Source organism: Streptomyces sp. NBC_01618, from assembly GCF_045209435.1.
Lineage (GTDB): Bacteria > Actinomycetota > Actinomycetes > Streptomycetales > Streptomycetaceae > Streptomyces.
The window spans coordinates 4072326-4089380 of sequence record NZ_CP109297.1 but is presented as its reverse complement, the minus strand read 5'-3'; the positions used below and the strand labels follow the sequence as shown (position 1 = coordinate 4089380).

The 17055-nt window shown below is 70.6% G+C and carries 15 protein-coding genes, 2 tRNA genes and 1 pseudogene; 9 read left to right on the top strand and 9 right to left on the bottom strand.

From position 1 onward, the window contains the following. The first annotated feature begins 67 nt into the window (after window positions 1–67). Window positions 68–961: a hypothetical protein gene (locus tag OH735_RS19090; RefSeq protein WP_406382735.1), complete on the top strand. Its 894-nt coding sequence runs from the start codon at window positions 68–70 to the stop codon at window positions 959–961. Between the two features lie 41 nt (window positions 962–1002). On the opposite strand, the gene OH735_RS19085 is transcribed toward OH735_RS19090, so the two are convergent. Beyond that, window positions 1003–1221 carry a hypothetical protein gene (locus OH735_RS19085; RefSeq protein WP_406382734.1) on the bottom strand — a complete coding sequence of 73 codons (219 nt, stop codon included), beginning with the start codon at window positions 1219–1221 and terminating at the stop codon, window positions 1003–1005. A 567-nt stretch (window positions 1222–1788) separates the two neighbouring features. Between OH735_RS19085 and OH735_RS19080 the strand changes: the two genes are divergently transcribed. The 4 genes from OH735_RS19080 to OH735_RS19065 all read left to right on the top strand — a co-directional run bounded on the left by OH735_RS19080 (window position 1789) and on the right by OH735_RS19065 (window position 6473). After that, window positions 1789–2310: a MarR family winged helix-turn-helix transcriptional regulator gene (locus OH735_RS19080; protein WP_406382733.1), complete on the top strand. Its 522-nt coding sequence runs from the start codon at window positions 1789–1791 to the stop codon at window positions 2308–2310. Window positions 2311–2333: 23 nt separating this feature from the next. Further along, window positions 2334–4814 (top strand): MFS transporter, encoded by a 2481-nt coding sequence (locus tag OH735_RS19075; RefSeq protein WP_406382732.1) that lies wholly within the window; start codon window positions 2334–2336, stop codon window positions 4812–4814. A 357-nt stretch (window positions 4815–5171) separates the two neighbouring features. Next, the gene (locus OH735_RS19070) at window positions 5172–5987 is read left to right on the top strand and encodes a YceI family protein (RefSeq protein WP_406382731.1); all 816 of its coding nucleotides are present in this window, start codon (window positions 5172–5174) and stop codon (window positions 5985–5987) included. A 9-nt stretch (window positions 5988–5996) separates the two neighbouring features. Beyond that, a complete protein-coding gene (locus OH735_RS19065; protein WP_406382730.1) occupies window positions 5997–6473 on the top strand; it encodes a PPOX class F420-dependent oxidoreductase in 477 nt (158 codons plus the stop codon). 56 nt (window positions 6474–6529) lie between these two features. Here the strand turns inward: OH735_RS19065 and OH735_RS19060 are convergent, their stop codons facing one another. Then, entirely contained in the window at window positions 6530–7297 is a 768-nt protein-coding gene (locus OH735_RS19060; protein ID WP_406382729.1) for a TetR/AcrR family transcriptional regulator, read from the bottom strand. Between the two features lie 158 nt (window positions 7298–7455). After that, window positions 7456–8985, bottom strand: a complete 1530-nt coding sequence (locus tag OH735_RS19055; protein WP_406382728.1) for an MFS transporter — start codon at window positions 8983–8985, stop codon at window positions 7456–7458. A gap of 146 nt (window positions 8986–9131) precedes the next feature. Between OH735_RS19055 and OH735_RS19050 the strand changes: the two genes are divergently transcribed. Beyond that, window positions 9132–10001, top strand: coding sequence for an endonuclease/exonuclease/phosphatase family protein (locus tag OH735_RS19050; RefSeq protein ID WP_406382727.1), 870 nt, complete (start codon window positions 9132–9134; stop codon window positions 9999–10001). Between the two features lie 3 nt (window positions 10002–10004). Here the strand turns inward: OH735_RS19050 and OH735_RS19045 are convergent. From OH735_RS19045 to OH735_RS19030, 4 genes and pseudogenes are all read right to left on the bottom strand, one after another. Continuing rightward, window positions 10005–10382 (bottom strand): annotated as a pseudogene (locus OH735_RS19045) (glycosyl transferase); the annotation flags it as partial. A 3-nt stretch (window positions 10383–10385) separates the two neighbouring features. Continuing rightward, entirely contained in the window at window positions 10386–11126 is a 741-nt protein-coding gene (locus tag OH735_RS19040) for a response regulator transcription factor (protein WP_406382726.1), read from the bottom strand. 100 nt (window positions 11127–11226) lie between these two features. After that, entirely contained in the window at window positions 11227–12105 is an 879-nt protein-coding gene (locus OH735_RS19035; protein WP_406382725.1) for an amidohydrolase family protein, read from the bottom strand. Window positions 12106–12188: 83 nt separating this feature from the next. Next, window positions 12189–13070: a DUF2797 domain-containing protein gene (locus tag OH735_RS19030; protein ID WP_406386639.1), complete on the bottom strand. Its 882-nt coding sequence runs from the start codon at window positions 13068–13070 to the stop codon at window positions 12189–12191. Between the two features lie 326 nt (window positions 13071–13396). Here OH735_RS19030 and sigJ point away from each other — a divergent pair, with 326 nt between their 5' ends. Together sigJ and OH735_RS19020 are read left to right on the top strand one after the other, a co-directional pair. Further along, complete coding sequence (gene sigJ, locus OH735_RS19025) at window positions 13397–14341, top strand: RNA polymerase sigma factor SigJ (protein WP_406382724.1); 945 nt, start codon at window positions 13397–13399, stop codon at window positions 14339–14341. Window positions 14342–14434: 93 nt separating this feature from the next. Continuing rightward, window positions 14435–15631 (top strand): NAD(P)/FAD-dependent oxidoreductase, encoded by a 1197-nt coding sequence (locus OH735_RS19020; RefSeq protein ID WP_406382723.1) that lies wholly within the window; start codon window positions 14435–14437, stop codon window positions 15629–15631. 262 nt (window positions 15632–15893) lie between these two features. Here OH735_RS19020 and OH735_RS19015 read toward each other — a convergent pair. Beyond that, window positions 15894–15966, bottom strand: a tRNA-Arg gene (locus OH735_RS19015). 206 nt (window positions 15967–16172) lie between these two features. Then, a tRNA-Ser gene (locus OH735_RS19010) sits at window positions 16173–16263 on the bottom strand. A gap of 199 nt (window positions 16264–16462) precedes the next feature. On the opposite strand from OH735_RS19010, the gene OH735_RS19005 reads away from it, so the two are divergent. Next, window positions 16463–16939, top strand: a complete 477-nt coding sequence (locus OH735_RS19005) for an SSI family serine proteinase inhibitor (protein WP_406382722.1) — start codon at window positions 16463–16465, stop codon at window positions 16937–16939. Window positions 16940–17055 lie beyond the last annotated feature (116 nt).

Sequence of the window (17055 nt, the reverse complement as noted above, 5' to 3'; positions counted from 1 at the left end):
CCACCACGGACCGCCGCACCGCGGCGCGAGACTTCCGATTTGACGTACCGTCAGCGACACTGGCGCGATGCGACGTCAGATACGCGACTCGACCGGCCGCCGGGGCACCATGATCGCCGCCTCGGCGGCCGTGCTGTGTCTGGGCGGCACGCTGGCCGCCTGCGGCAGCGGTACGGCGGACGGCTACGTGGCGGTCGGCGCGGCGGGCACGGGACCGGAGAGACCGCTCTCCGGGGCGGTGGCGCCGTCGGGGAAGGTGACGCTGGTGCCGCTGGACAGGGGCGGCAAGCACGGCGGGGATACCGAGGACGGCAAGGGCGACAAGGGCGGCGGGAGTGCGGGGGGCCGGACCGACGGCGCCGGCGGGCCGTCGCCGGACGCCTCCGCCGACGCCTCCGCCGACGGGGGTACGGGCGCTACCGGCGGCAGGACCGGCGGGACGCCGGGGGCTCCCGGTACGGGCGGTACGGCCGGTGCGGGCAGTACGAGCGGCGGTAGCGGAAGCGGAAGCGGCAGTACCGGCGGCTCCGGTGGCTCCGGCGGCTCCGGCGGCTCCGGTGGCTCCGGCGGCTCCGGCGGTACAGGAGGCGGCTCCACGGACCCCGCACCCCCGTCCGTACCCGCACCCACACCCGGCTCCACCCCGCCCGCGGGGCCTGCCGTGCTGGTGGTGGGTGCCCCGGAGCGGGCGGCCGCGGACGAGCGCTGGTGCGAGAAGGTGACCGTGGAGTTCCGTAACACCGGAGGATCACCGGCGCGGGCGGGGACGGTCACCTTCGCCACGCACGTCATCGGCGGGCTGGGGATCGACTGGGCGACCGTCGAGTCGTCCGCGCCGCTGCCCGCGCCGATCGGCGCGGGAGCCGCACGGACGAAGACGTACACCGTCTGCGTGGACGCCTGGCGGGTGCCCCTGGGGATGCATGTCGAGACCCGGGACGTCACCGCCGTATTGAAGTGACGGGTGGAAGCGGAAGCGCTTCGGGGAAACCGGTGCGCCGGTCAGCCGAGCGCGAGCCAGGCGACCGCCCCGAGGACGACGATCACCGCGACGACGGCGGCGATCACTCCGGTCCTCGGTCCGGACGAAGCGGCCGGCTGCTGCCGGCCCTGCGGCTCGCCCTCGTCGACGAAGGCGCGGAACATCTGAGTGCTGCCCGCAGGGTCGTAATTGCCCTCGGGGCCCTGGGGGTTGCCATTTACCGGCGGCTGATTACGCATGGATACGTTCCCACTCAATCGGGTGAAATGCTCGTCGGATACTGCGATATGAAGCCTGTGGAACTGTAACGTCGTCACGCGCGAGAGGGTCCTGCGGCCAACGCTCGACCCCTCTCGCACCAGGAACTCTGCCCGCCACGGACTCGATCACGCGCATGACGCGTGCCGCCACCGGGGCGCGAAAGCGGAGAACCAGGTCATCCAAGACCGTTCGGGATGGCCCGCCAGGCGCACAGCACCTCACGCCGGGCGCCAAGGAACGGTTGTGTGCCATGGGTCAGGACCCTAGCGGTCCGGCGGCCCTTTATGCCCCTACGGGGCGACGGCCGAGCCCCGAGTGGCACTCGGGGCCTACTGCCGTTTCGGGGCCACCATCCACACCTCCGGTGTGGCAGGAGACACACCCGCCCCGGCCCGTCCCCCACACGCTGGGCGCTTGACCCGAGCCCTACGCAGCCTTTTGCTTTCCTTTACTTCTGCAAGCCCTCTTTCGTTTGCCTTCAGCAACCAACGGCTTCTATCGTTGCCCTAAGCAACAAGATGAACGATGAGATGTCTGGGGGGCCCGTGGCCGCACGAGGTAAGTACGAAGAACTGGCCCGGCAACTCAGCGCCGTCGGAGCCGTCAAGCGGGGTCTCGCCCGCATGTTGCCCCCCGAATGCCCCGCCGGCTCCGCCGCCGTTCTGGCTCTCCTCCGTGAGCACGGCGAAATGCGGATCAGCAGGCTGGCCGAGCTGATGGCCGTCGACATGTCCGTGACCAGTCGTCATGTCGCCCATGTGGCAGAGCGCGGCTGGATCGAGCGGTCCTCGGACCCGGCGGACAAGCGGTCCCGCATCCTGCGGCTGACCCCCGCCGGACACGACCTGCTCATCGATCTGACCCAGCGGGTCACGGAACTGTTCGTCCACAACCTCTCCGACTGGTCCGACGACGAAGTCGGACAGCTCAATACGCTGCTCGCCCGGCTGCGCACCAGTTTCGCCTGCCGCGGCCCCGTGGGGTGCGCCCCCGGAAAGCACATCGGCGACTGCCGCCCGCGGCCCGCCGACAGCGACAACGACCTGCACACCCGTACACCCGTGTAACAGAAGCAAAGACAAGGAACTCAATGGCTACGACCACACCAGCCGGTGTGCGGGGCGGCCACGCCAAGCACGGGGGACCGTCCGACACCCCGTCGGGCGCGCCGATGACACACCGTCAGATCATGGAAGCGCTGGCCGGGCTGATGCTCGGTATGTTTGTCGCGATCCTGTCGTCGACGGTCGTCTCCAACGCCCTTCCGGAGATCATCTCCGATCTCGGCGGCGGCCAGAGCGCCTACACCTGGGTCGTCACGGCCTCGCTGCTGGCCATGACCGCCACCACTCCCCTGTGGGGCAAGCTCTCCGACCTGTTCAGCAAGAAGCTGCTGGTCCAGATAGCGCTCGTCATCTACGTCGCGGGCTCGGTCGTCGCCGGTCTCTCGACCAGCAGCGGCATGCTGATCGCCTGCCGTGTCGTCCAGGGCATCGGCGTCGGCGGTCTCTCCGCCCTCGCGCAGATCGTGATGGCCGCGATGATCGCCCCGCGCGAGCGCGGCCGCTACAGCGGATACATCGGTGCGGTGTTCGCCGTCGCCACCGTCGGTGGTCCGCTGCTCGGCGGTGTCATCACCGACACCAGCTGGATGGGCTGGCGCTGGTGCTTCTACGTCGGTGTGCCGTTCGCCGTCATCGCGCTGATCGTGCTCCAGAAGACCCTGAAGCTCCCGGTCGTGAAGCGTGAGGTCAAGGTCGACTGGACGGGCGCGTTCTTCATCAGCGCCGCCGTGTCGCTGCTGCTCCTCTGGGTCACCTTCGCGGGCGACAAGTACGACTGGCTGTCCTGGCAGTCCGGCGTGATGCTCGCAGGTTCCGCCGTGCTGGCACTGCTCTTCATCGCCGTCGAGTCCAGGGCCAGCGAGCCGATCATCCCGCTGCGCCTCTTCCGTAACCGCACCATCACGCTGGCCTCGCTGGCCTCGCTGTTCGTCGGTATCGCCATGTTCGCGGGCACCGTCTTCTTCAGCCAGTACTTCCAGCTGGCGCGCGGCAAGTCGCCGACGATGTCCGGTGTCATGACGATCCCGATGATCGCGGGTCTGTTCGTCTCCTCGACGGTCTCGGGCCAGATCATCACCAAGACGGGCCGCTGGAAGGTCTGGCTGGTCAGCGGTGGCTTCCTGGTCACCGCCGGGCTCGGACTGCTGGGCACCATCCGGTACGACACCACGTACTGGCACATCGCGGTCTTCATGGCCGTCATGGGTCTCGGCATCGGCATGATGATGCAGAACCTGGTGCTCGCCACGCAGAACCAGGTCGCTCCGTCCGACCTCGGCTCGGCCAGCTCCGTCGTCACCTTCTTCCGTTCCCTCGGTGGTGCGATCGGGGTGTCGGCGCTGGGCGCCGTCATGGCGAACCGCGTCACCCACTACGTCAAGGACGGTCTCGCGGAGCTCGGCCCCAAGGGCGAGGCCATGGGCCACGGTGGCACCGGCGGCGGGGGCATCCCCGACATGCACGCGCTGCCCGAGCCGTTCCGTACGGTCGTGGAGGGCGCCTACGGGCATGGTGTCGGCGATGTCTTCCTGTACGCCGCTCCGGCCGCGCTGATCGCCTTCCTGATCACCATCTTCATCAAGGAGGTCGCGCTGAAGACGAACGCCGTCAACGACGCCCCGGCCACGGCCGAGGCCCCCGTCGCGGAGGCGGTCGAGGCTCCGGCCACCGTCCCGTCCTCCCCGGTGGCTTCCCCGGCCGCATCGGTCACCACCCTGGAAGCCCCCGTCGCCACCCTGCAGGGCACGGCCGTGCACGGTGTGGTGCGCGGCGCCGAGGGCGCGCCCGTCACCCGGGCCGCCGTCACGCTGATCTCGCTGGCCGGCCGGCAGCTGGGGCGCTCCGTCTCCCAGGCCGACGGCAGCTACGGTCTGGACGCGCCGGGCTCCGGCTCCTACGTCCTGATCGCGTCCGCCGACGGCTTCCAGCCGCAGGCGTCCACGGTGGTCGTGGGTGACGAGCCGCTCACGTACGACATCCTGCTCTCCGGTACGAGCGGCCTGGCCGGCATCGTGCGGACCGCCGAGACCGCCGCGCCCGTCGGGGGTGCCATGGTCATCGTGACCGATGTGCGCGGCGATGTGCTGGCCACCGGCAAGTCCGGCGAGGCGGGCGAGTTCACCTTCGGTGAGCTGGTCCCCGGTTCGGTGACCGTCGCGGTGAACGCCGCCGGGTTCCGTCCGCTGGCGCTGCCGGTGGAGATCGGCGGCCAGGGCGTCACCCGGATCGAGGCCGCGCTGCAGTCCGGTGCGCTCGTACAGGGTGTCGTGCGGGCCGGTGCCGGCCGGCGGCCGCTGCCGGACGCCCGGGTCACGCTGGTCGACGCGGCGGGCAACGTGGTCGCCACCTCGACGACCGGGGAGGACGGGGCGTACGCCTTCGCCGACCTGGACTCGGGCGAGTACTCGGTCATCGCGACCGGCTACCCGCCGGTGGCCGGCGCACTGACCGTGGCCGGTCGCGGGGTCGACGGCCACGACATCGAGCTCGCCCACCCCGGCGAGTAACGACCTCGCCCACGATTTGGCAGTGGGAGAAGGAGCGGTGTCCGGGGCCTTCGAATCCAAGGCGGAGGAGGGAGTCGGATGGGGTCTCCCCTGCTCGAACGCAGCTGAGAGCTTGGGGAAGGAGCATCGGCGACTGACGACAACGCCGGAGGCGGAGGTCCCGGACACCGCGACGCCGCTGACAATCGCGGGCGAGGTCGTGACCACAGACCCCTGGCGGGTCGGCGTTTCGAGCGGAGACGCTGTACCGGCCGGTGGAAATGGGCCCCGGTGGTGGGGACGGCAGGCAGGGGACGGCCGGCCGTCCCCGCCCCGGGGCCCGACTCATTGAGTCATTGAGCAAGGAGAGAAAACGGGATGGGACTTCGCGCACAGGTACGTACGCGGGACGGCTGGGCGGTCCAGCACGCGGTCGTGACAGTCACCGACATGACCGGCGCGCAGGTGTTGCGGGCCACCGCCGACGAGGACGGGGCGGTGCGGACCGACACCCCGCTGCAGGCCGGCGCGTACACGGTGATCGTCACGGCGGTCGGGTACGCCCCCGCCGCCTCCACCGCCCTCGTCACGGCAAGCGGGCGGGTCGAGGCCGGCACGGTGGTGCTGGCCCGCCAGGGCGGCGTGGAGCTGCCGCCGCCGGGCGCCTGGTCGCTGGATCCGGCGCACTGCTCGGTGGGCGCGGTCGCGCAGCACCTGGGGATCTCCAGCGTGCGCGGCCGGTTCACCGAGTTCGGCGGCCGGATCGAGATCGCGGAGGACGTACAGCAGTCGCGGGTCGACGCCGTCATCAGCGCGGCCAGCATCGACACGGGCAACGGCATGCGCGACAAGCACCTGCGCTCGCCGGACTTCCTGGACGCGGACCGGTTCCCGGAGATCACGTACCGCTCGAACGGGCTGACCCCGGCGGGCCCCGACCGCTGGCTGGTCCACGGCGAGCTGACGATGCACGGCATCATGCGCCCGGTCGACCTGGACCTGAGCTACCTCGGGACGGGCCCGGACCCGTGGGGCGGGGTGCGCGCGGCGTTCAACGCGACGGCGGAGCTGCGCCGCGAGGACTTCGCCATGAACTACAACCAGGTGGTGCAGGCGGGCATCTCCGCGATCGGTACGACGCTGCGGGTGGAGCTCGACATCCAGGCCGTGCAGGGTGAGTCCCTGCCGTCGTAGTCTGCGGACATGGCACCCCACATCGCTACGAACACCGCCGTGGAACTCGACGCGTTGCTGGCTTTCGTACGGCCCAGGCACCGGGCGATCCTGCTGACCACCCGGTCCGACGGCCGCCCCCAGGGCTCGCCGCTGACCTGCGGCGTCGACGACGCGGGCCGGATCGTCGTCTCGACCTATCCCGAACGGGCCAAGACACGCAACGCGAAACGGGACCCACGGGTCAGCGTGATCATCCTGTCCGACGACTGGAACGGGCCGTGGGTGCAGGTCGACGGCTCGGCCGAGGTGATCGACTCACCGGTCTCGGTCGAGCCGCTCGTCGAGTACTTCCGGAACATCTCGGGTGAGCACCCGGACTGGGACGAGTACCGGGCGGCGATGGTCAAGCAGGGGAAGTCGATCATCCGGATCACTCCGGAGCGCTGGGGCCCCGTCGCCACCGGCGGCTTCCCCGCGGCCGTGGACGTGGGGCGGGGGTACTGAGGGACGAGCCAGGGCCTCTCGATCTCAGCGGCTCTCGGTCTCAGCGGCTCTGGGTCTCAGCGGCTCTCGCGGTCCCGCATCGCCTCGATGCCCGCGATCAGCAGGTCCAGGGCGAAGGTGAAGTCCCGGTCGCGCATCTCCTCGACCGTGTCGCCGCCGCGGGCGTCCATCAGGTCCTGCGAGGCCTCGACAATCTGGCTGAGCTGCGGCTGGCTCCGGATGGCGCCCAACGCCTGCTGGAAGAACTCGTCCTGGCCGATCCCCGTCTCCGCGCTGCGCTGCACGAAGTGGGCCTCGATGGTGCCGAATCCGTAGACGAACTGGAAGACCGCGGAGAGCGCGCCGGTCTGCTGGTGCAGCGGCAGACCGGTCGCCCGGATCACGTCCTGGATGGCGTGCGAGAACAGCATCGAGTACGGGCCCATGTTGAGGAAGTGACCGGCGAGCGGTGACGCCCAGACATGGCGGACCAGCAGCTCCCGGTAGGAGACGGCGAGTTCGCGCAGCCGGTCGTGCCAGTGCGCGTCCTCACGAGGGGGCGCGATCTCGCGGTAGACCGAGTCGAGGGCCAGCTCCAGCAGATCGTCCTTGGTGTCCACGTACCAGTAGAGGGACATCGCGGTGACGTCCAGCTCGGCGGCGAGCCGGCGCATGGAGAACTTGGCGAGGCCCTCGGCATCCAGCAGCCGGACCGATGCCGCGGTGATCTTCTCCCGGTCGAGGCCGGCCGGCTGGTCCGATTTGCGGGCGCGCGACGGTGTCCGCTTTTCCAGCCACACGCTGGTCCTGGCAGGGTTCTTCACACGGTCGGCCGCGGACGCCATGTCGCACTCTCCTCGTCTTGCCGGCGGGGCGGATCGGATACGTCTCTTTCGCGCATCCTTCGCGTGCACGGACCGGCTGTGTACCTGCCCGCACGGCCCGGTTGCGTATCTGCGCACCCGACGCGGATTCGTACGGCCCGATACGCCCCGCCTCGATGCTATGCCGCCGTCGCGGCCCCGGCCGAGTCCGCCCGGGCGGACTCCGCCCGCTCCGCACGGCGCAGGAGCACCGCGGCCAGCAGGCCGCCGGCCAGCACCGCCACCGCCCCGACGAGCTGGCTGGTCTCCAGTCCCGAGGCGAAGGCGTCCGTGATCCGCGCCCGCTCGCCGGCATCGGTGGCCGAGGCCAGTGCGGTGGGCAGCGAGGCGGCCCCGACGGCCGCCGGCACCAGCGCCCCGAACCGGGAGTTGAGCACCGCGCCGAGCACCGCGACCCCGAGCCCGTTGCCGAACTCGGCGAGCGTGCCGTTGACCCCCGCGCCCACGCCCGCCTTCTCCGGCGGAATGGCGCTCATGATCGCGTTGGCCATGGCGGGCATGGCGAGCGCGATGCCCGCCCCCATCACGACCAGGCCGAGCAGCATGCCGCCGTAGCCGTTGCCGCCGAGCAGCGCGATCGCGGCGAGTCCGGAGGCCAGCAGGCTCATGCCGACCGCGATGGTGACCGGCGTGCCCAGCTTGGGCACCAGCCTGGCGCCCAGCCCGGTGAGGTTCAGGGCGACGACGCTCAGTGCCAGCGGAGCCGTACGCAGACCGGCCTCCAGCGCCCCGTAGCCGAGGACGAACTGGAGCTGCTGGGTGAGCAGGAACAGCGAGCCGCCCATCCCGAAGGCGACCAGGATCGCGCCCGCGACCGCGCCGATGAACTTCTGGTTCCGGAAGAAGTGCATGTCCAGCATCGGGTACGGGATGTGCAGCTCCCACAGCACGAACCCGGCCAGTACGGCGACCCCGACGAAGGCGGTCAGCAGCACTTGGCCCGACGCCCAGCCGTGCTCCGGACCGGAGATGATCGCGTACACGACGGACGCCATGCCGATGGTGGAGAGCAGTGCGCCGAGCAGGTCGGGACGCTCACTGCTGGGGTTCTTGGACTCGGGTACGAGCCGGATGACGGCGACCAGGCCGATGACGGCGACGGGGATGTTGATCAGGAAGATCGCGCCCCACCAGAAGTGTTCGAGCATCACGCCGCCGATCAGCGGCCCGACGGCGAAGCCGAGCGAGCTGACGGTCGACCAGATGCCGATCGCCTTGACCCGCTCGGAGTCGTCGAAGATCTGCACGACGACGGCCAGGGTCGTCGTCATCAGCAGCGCACCGCCGATGCCCATGCCCGCGCGGGCGGCGATCAGCTGCGCGGACGACTGGGCGAGTCCGGCCACCAGCGAACCGATGCCGAACAGGGCGAGCCCCGCGATGAGCATCTTCTTGCGGCCGTAGCGGTCGGCGGAACTGCCGGCCGTGAGCAGCAGACCCGACTGGACCAGCGAATAGGCGTTGATCATCCATTGCACGTCGGCGGTGGAGGCGTCCAGCTCCCGGGTGAGGGAGGGGATCGCCACGTTGAGCACGGTGTTGTCGAGCAGCACGGTGAGCTGGGCCAGGCAGATGACGCCGAGAATCAGCCAGCGTTGCGGGTGGCTCGGCGGCGAGAGGTGGCGCTGCTCGGCGGCGGTCGCCGTCATACGGTCTCCTGATTTTGGTTTCTTATACGACGTACAGGCGAAAGACGTACACCGTATAGCTCACCTCGTACGGTGTACAACTCATTTCCGCGCGATACCGTGCTCGCCGCTGATCCGACAGCTGATCCGACAAGGGCTGGAGTGGTATGTCACTGCGTCGTCGTACGGTGGTCGTTCTCATCGCAGCGGGCCTCTCGGGGGCCGCCCTCGCGCCTCCCGCATCGGCCGACGGGCAAGGACCCGCGGTGCCGCTGCGCGTGGCCACGTACAACATCCATGCGGGCGCCGGCATGGACAACGTCTTCGATCTCGACCGGCAGACAGCCGAACTGCGTGCGCTGGACGCCGATGTGATCGGGCTCCAGGAGGTCGACGTCCACTGGGGCACCCGCAGCGAGTGGCGCGATCTGGCGAGTGAGCTGGCCGAGCGGCTGCACATGTACGTCTCGTTCGCCCCGATCTACAGCCTCGATCCGGCGGCACCCGGCGCGCCCCGGCGCGAATTCGGGGTCGCGGTGCTGTCCAGGCACCGCATCGTGAGCGCCGAGAACCACGAGATCACCCGGCTCTCCACCCAGGACCCGAACCCGGTACCGGCCCCGGCGCCCGGCTTCGGCGAGGTGGTCCTGCGGGTGAAGGGGCTGCCCGTGCATGTGTACGTGACGCATCTCGACTACCGCGCCGATCCGTCCGTACGGGCCGCCCAGGTCGCCGACACCCGCCGGATCATGGCGAAGGACGAGGCACCGGGGGCCGGGGCGGGGCGGCAGAAGGTGCGGCAGATCCTGCTCGGCGACTTCAACGCGGCACCGGCCGCCCCCGAACTCGCCCCGCTGTGGAAGGAACTGACGGACGTCGAGCCCGGCGGGCCGACGTACCCGGCGCAGGATCCGGTGCGGCGGATCGACTACGTGGCGGTGTCGAAGGATTCGGTACGGGTACGCGACGCGGCGGTGGTCGAGACGCTCGCCTCGGACCACCGCCCGGTTGTCGCGGATCTGCTGCTGCGGCGCTGAGCCTCAGCTGCTCTTCGGCCGGGTCAGGTCGTAGAAGGTGGCGCTGCCGGCCGTGGCCTCCTCGCAGTTCTCCTCCGCCCAGGAGGAGAACTGCGAGGAGGTGCCGCTGTCGGCGCCGCCCATTGCGCCCATTGGGCCTGTTCCGCTGCCGATGAAGTAGTGGATCCTGCCGTCCTCGACGTACTGCTTGAACTGGGCGAGCGTCGGGGACGGGTCGCTGCCGTTGAAGCCGCCGATCTCCATCACCGGGTCTCCGGTGGCGAGTTGGTAGCTCGCGGCGTTCTGCGAACCGATGGCTGCGGCGGCCCAGGTGTAGTCCCGCGCACCTCCGAGCGCCTGCCCACCGGCCTGCTCACGGGGCTGTTCACCGGCCTGCCCACCGGCCTATTCACCGGGCTTGATGAGATACCCCGCCCCTCGCCGGGTGTGGATCATCGGCGACCGTCCGGCGTCGATCTTCTTGCGCAGGTACGAGATGTACAGCTCGACGACGTTCGCCTGTCCGCCGAAGTCGTAGTTCCACACCCGGTCGAGGATCTGCGCCTTGCTCAGCACCCGCCGCGGATTACGCATCAGGAAGCGCAGCAGCTCGAACTCGGTCGCGGTGAGGTGGATGGACGTACCGCCCCGGCTGACCTCGTGGCTGTCCTCGTCCAGCGCCAGATCGCCGACGACGAGCGTCGACTCGCTGCGTACGACCGCCGTACCGGAGCGCCGGATCAGCCCGCGCAGCCGTGCCACGACCTCCTCCAGGCTGAACGGCTTGGTGACGTAGTCGTCGCCGCCCGCCGTGAGCCCCGTGATCCGGTCCTCCACCGCGTCGCGCGCGGTCAGGAACAGCACGGGGACGTCGGCGAGCTCCCGCCGCAGCCTGCCGAGCACGGCGAACCCGTCCGTGTCGCGCAGCATCACATCGAGGATCACCACGTCGGGCCGGAAGTCGCGCGCCATCCGTACGGCACCGGCCCCGTCCCCGGCGCTGCGCACCTCCCAGCCCTCGTAACGCAGCGCCATGGAGAGCAGCTCGGCGAGCGGAGCCTCGTCGTCCACCACGAGCACGCGGACGGGGGTGCGGTCCGCCCTCAGCAGTTCGGTACGCCCCTGGGGCGAGGTCGTCGTCGTCATGGCCCCACCCTGTGAGACTCCTCTGAGAGGGCTCTTTCCCGATTCTGTGAATTCCCTGAGAAAACGCCCCTCCGCCGCCCGCCGGCCCCTCCGGCGCCCTTCAGCACACGTCGAACAACGCGCTCGCGTTGCCGTGGCAGACCGCCCGCAGCCAGTCGTCCCCCAACTCCAGCCGCTCCAGGGCGTGCAGCTGATGCGCGTACGGATACGGGATGTTCGGAAAGTCCGTGCCCAGCAGAATCCGGTCCCCGAGCGCCGCGAGCCGCCCCCGCTCGGCCACCGGGAACGGCATGAAGTCGTCCGTGAAGTCAGTGAACGCCATCGTCGTATCGAGCCGCACCGCCGGGTACGTCTCCGCCAGCGCCAGGAACTCCGTGTACTCCGGCATCCCCATGTGCGCCACGATCAGCCGCAGCCGCGGATGCCGGGCGAGGAGCCGCCCGACCGGTTCGGGCCCCGTGTGCTTGCCGGGCGCCGGCCCCGAACCGCAGTGCATCACCACCGGCACCCCGGCCTCCGCGAGCAGCCCCCACACCGGCTCCAGCAGCGGGTCGTTGGCGTCGTACGCGCCGACCTGGAGGTGTGACTTGAAGACCCGCGCCCCCGCCTCCACGGCCTCGCGCACGTAGCGCTCCACGCCCTCCTCCGGGAAGAAGGTCGCGGTGTGCAGACAGTCCGGCACCCGGCGCGCGAAGTCGGCCGCCCAGCCGTTCAGCCAGGCCGCCATCCCGGCCTTGTGCGGGTAGAGCATCGAGGTGAACCGGAGCACACCGAACGAGCGCAGCAGCGCGAGGCGTTCGTCCTCGTCGTGCCGGTACTCGATCGGCCACTCCATCCCGGTCAGCGGCCCCGCGGAGTCGAAGTACGCCCAGACCTTGCGCAGCACCCGATCCGGCATGAAGTGCGTATGGACATCGATGATCCCGGGCAGCCCCAGCCGCTCCCGGAACCGCACGACGTCGTCCGCGTCACCACTCATCACGTGCCCCTTTCACCGCCCGGCCGCGACGATTCCGACGTCCGCCCCGACGATTCCGATCCGACCATCCGGCCCCGACGATCTCAGAACAGCCCGTCCTGCACGCCGCCGCCCCCGATGTCTGCCACCGGCACACCCACCCCGCCCCGCGCGTCGGCGCCCGCCAGTTCCCATCCGGTCATCAGCCGGGTGTCCAGCACCACGACCCCATGCGTCACCGTCTCCAGATGCAGATCGGGCCCGGCCGCCGCCACCAGCCGCCCCGCGACCACACCCCCGTCCACCAACTCGGTGACCGCCCAAGCCACCTCGACCGCACCGTCCAGCCCGAACACCCCGGCGTGATCGACCGCCTCGAACGGCAACCGCTCCAACGACTCCGGCCACCCGGCCCCCTCCAACGCCACAGCCCGCGCGTAGAGCTCCGCCACCTCCGCACGCCGCTCCCCCGCCCCCGGCAGCGCCGCGCGCACGGCCCGCTTCCTGGCGTACGGAATCCGGTCCGGCACCCCGAGCGCCGACCGCAGCAGTTCCTCGGTCCGCCGCGCCGCCATCAACGGCCCCCGCCCCAGCCAGCTGAACACCACGGCCCCCTGCTCCCGCAGCCGCGCCGCCTCCCGCTCCTCTGCGGTAATCCCGACCTTCACCATCCCCGGCCCGAACCAGGCGAGATACACGCGGTACGTCCGGGGGTCGTCGGCGATCGTGTCGGCGGCCACCGAATGCGCCCGGTCCAGCCGCGCACACTCCGGACACCGCGCCCCCGTGCTCCGCCCCGCCACCACAGCCCCCACCGGACACACGTTCCCGCGCGCCCCGACACAGTGCCGCCGCCCCACGGCCCGGAACCCGAGCTCCGTCCCGTACGCCGGCGCACTCACCCGTACGCCCTCACCTCGCCGCCACCCCAGCACGGGCACGCCCTGCGCGTCCGGCCACCGTAGTCCGGTGCACTGCCACCCCATGCACCCCATGCGTGAACTCCCGGATTCCGATACCTGCGGAGGAAGGCCAAAAGGCCCCCGGACAACGGCGGATGGCGAATTCGAGGGGCCTCTTGCCACTGTGCACTCGGCAGGATTCGAGGCTGCGACCATCTGATCCGTACGGCCATCAAGGCCGTTGCAAGGCCCCGGAGAGACGGTAGCGGACGGATGAAGCGTTCGATCCGGTCACCGCGATCCACTGCGTCCGGCAAGTCGAACAGCACCGGTCTTGTGGCGCAGGGCCTCAGGGCCGCAGGGCCGCAGCCCAAGGTCCGTCGCGCGCCGTGAAGGCTAGGATCCGGGCCATGGCTCTGACCATGAACCACATGGACCGGTTCGAGGCCTCCATGCCCCGCCTGAAGGCCATCGCCTACCGCCTCCTCGGCTCCGCGAGCGATGCCGAGGACGCCGTGCAGGACACGTTTCTGCGCTGGCAGGCCGCCGACGTCGACCGCATCAAGGTCCCCGAGGCCTGGCTGACGAAGGTCCTCACCAACCTGTGTCTCGACCAGCTCACCTCGGCCCGCGCCCGGCGCGAGACCTATGTGGGCCAGTGGCTGCCCGAGCCGCTGCTCGCCGGGGACCCGATGCTCGGCCCGGCCGACACCGCCGAGCAGCGCGAATCGGTCTCGTACGCGGTCCTCGCCCTCATGGAGCGCCTCTCCCCCAACGAGCGGGTGGTGTACGTGCTGCGGGAGGCCTTCGACTACCCGCACCGGAAGATCGCGGAGATCCTCGACATCACCGAGGCCGCCAGCCAGCAGATCTTCCACCGCGCCAAAAAGCACGTCGTGGACGGCAGGGCCCGTACCGAGATCGACGAGGCCGCCGCCCGGCGGATCGTCGAGGAGTTCCTCGCGGCCGCCACCAGCGGCCGGACCGAGCCGCTCGTGCGACTGCTCACCGAGGACGCCATCTCGATCGGCGACGGCGGCGGGAAGGTCCCGGCCCGTGCCAAGGCGTTCGAGGGCGCCCTCGCGGTCGCGAAGTTCATGCGAGGCCTGTTCAAACCCGGCAAGGCCAAGCGCACCATCGCCGGCGGCTCCCCCGAGGTCTACGCCACGACCGCCAACGGCGCCCCCGCCGTCGTGGCGGTCCTCGACGGCCGGGTCATCGGCATCATGTGCCTGGAGGTCACCGCCGAGGGCATCGCCGCGTTCCGCAACCAGGTCAACCCCGACAAGCTCGAACGGGCGACCCGGCGGTGGGCGGCCACCGACCACGGGGAACCTCTGTTCCACGCCTTCTGACGTCGATGTGAGGTGCTTCACATCCCGTTCCTGTCAGGAAACGGCGGGCTGCCCGGTTCAAGGGGCGAACCCGCGCGAGACAGGAGCCAGGGAATGCAGCACCGCATCATCGTCATCGGAGCCGGATACACCGGAGCCACCGCCGCCGGGCGCCTCGCCAAGCGGCTGCGCCGCGAGGACGTCGCCATCACCCTCGTCAACACCGAGCCCGACTTCGTCGAGCGCGTCCGGATGCACCAGCTGGCGGCCGGCCAGGACCTCGAGCCCCGGCCCTTCAGCGAGATGTTCGCAGGCACCGGCGTCGAACTGAAGCTCGGAGAGGTCACCGGCATCGACGTGGACCGCAAGACCGTCGCCGTCATCGACGCGAACGGCGCCGAGGAACTGGATTACGACAGCCTCGTGTACGCCCTCGGCAGCGGCTGGCACACCCAAGGAGTGCCCGGCACCGCCGAGCACTCCCACGAGATCGCCGGCCGCCCCGGAGCGCTCCGGCTGCGGGAGCGCCTGGCCGGCCTGGGCGCCGGACAGCCCGTGGTCGTCGTCGGCGGCGGCCTCACCGGCCTGGAGGCCGCGACCGAGATCGCCGAGTCCCGCCCGGACCTCGACGTCGCCCTCGCGGCCCGGGGCGGGCTCGGCGACTGGCTCTCGCCCAAGGGCCGCCGGCACCTGCGGAAGGTCTTCGACGGGCTCGGCATCACCGTGCACGAGCACACCGCCGTCACCGGCGTGGAGGCCGACCGCGTCGCCACCGCCGACGGCAGGTCCGTCCCGGCCGCGGTCACCGTGTGGACCACCGGCTTCGCGGTCCACCCGATCGCGAAGGCCACCGCTCTGGAGGTCACCGGCACAGGCCAGATCGTGGTCGACGGGACCATGCGCTCTGTCTCGCACCCGGACGTGTACGCCATCGGCGACGCGGCCATGGCCATGGGCCCAGGCGACAAGCCGCTGCGGATGTCGTGCGCCTCGGGCACCCCCACCGCGTGGCAGGCCGCCGACGCCATCGCGGCGCGCCTGACCGGCGGGAAGCTCCCGAACGCGCCGCTGCGCTACTTCAACCAGTGCATCTCACTGGGCCGCAAGGAAGGCGTGATCCAGTACGTCACCGCCGACGACCGCGCCGTCCGGGCGGCCCTGACCGGACGGCTCGCCGCCGTCTACAAGGAGCTGGTCTGCAAAGGCGCGGCCTGGGGCGTCGCCAACCCGACGCTCGGGATGCCGACCCGGCGCCGCCGCGTCGTGCAGGAGCGGGCCCGGGCGGGCTCGGCCGTCAAGGCGTCGGCCTGACCCGGCCGGGCGTCCGCGTGCCATGGACGACAACTCGGGCCCCGGCCCGAACAGGTGGGTGAAGCCGCGCAGGTCGGCCGCCCCGGCAACGGGGCCTCAGGCACTCGCGAGGGGTCACCGCGGATTCCGGCTCGCCGAGTCGAACTCGGCGCTCGCCCTGGCCGCCCGGCCTCGACCCGCTTCTGCTCCACGGCCCGTCAAGACCGCCGTCAAAGCCAAAGCCAGGGGCCTCAGGATTTCTCCTGAGGCCCCTGGCTTGCTGTGCACTCGGCAGGATTCGAACCTGCAACCTTCTGATCCGTAGTCAGATGCTCTATCCGTTAAGCTACGAGTGCTTGTGCGTTCCGGGCTTTTCTGCCTGGTCGGCGTTGCGGGAACAACATTACATGACCTGCGCCGTAGCGCGAAATCCTTAAGCCACACCACCTCTGACCTGCGAAAACACCCTGTTTGGTGGTGCCGTGCGGCCCGCGCCGTACGCCGCCCGGGTCCGGATACGACCGAAGCCCCGTGCCAGTGGCACGGGGCTTCGGTGATGGAGCGGAGGCGGAGGGATTTGAACCCTCGATGGGCTTTAAGACCCAAACCGCATTAGCAGTGCGGCGCCATAGACCGGACTAGGCGACGCCTCCAGCACACCCCGCGCGAGCGCGAGTGGTGCGTGCAGATAATGACACAGCTGAGCGCCGTGTCACCAACCGCTGCCTACGGTACTAGGCAGTCGGGCACGAGGGCAAAGCGCCTGCGGTTGCGCAACGCCGTGGCGTGCGGAGCGTTAGTGAGGGTGGAGGCCGTTCGCCCCCGTCAAAGTGCACGAGTACAGGAGTCCGCATGTTGCGCCGTCTCACCCTCACCGCCGTCGCGTCCCTCGCCGCGCTGTCCGCCGCCGTGCCGGCCGCGACCGCGGCCACCGGGCCCCTGCCCCTGCCCCTGCCGCTCGCGCTCCCGCTCCCGCTCCCGCTGCTGCACGGGGACGATGCCCGTACCCGGCTGACGGTGACGGTCTCGGATTCGGGGGACCCCGCGGCCGACGGCGTCTTCGAGCTGGAGTGCGGACCGGCGGGTGGCAGCCACCCGGCGGCGCAGCAGGCCTGCAACCGGCTGGACGAGCTGGCGGACGAGGGCGCGGCCCCGTTCGCACCGGTGCCCCGGGACGCGATGTGCACGCAGCAATTCGGGGGACCGGCCACCGCCCGGGTCACCGGGACCTGGCGCGGGCGGAGCATCGACACCGTCTTGACGCGGGGCAACGGCTGCGAGATCTCGCGCTGGAACAATCTGCGGCCCGTACTCCCCAGCGTCCGATGAGCGGCGGTCTGTACGCCTTTCCGCAGTACCCCGTGCACACAACCTTGGTGAGAGCTCCCCCTCATCCGCCGAGCTGCGCCCCTTCCCTGCCTTTAGACTCCTTCCGTGACAGCCTG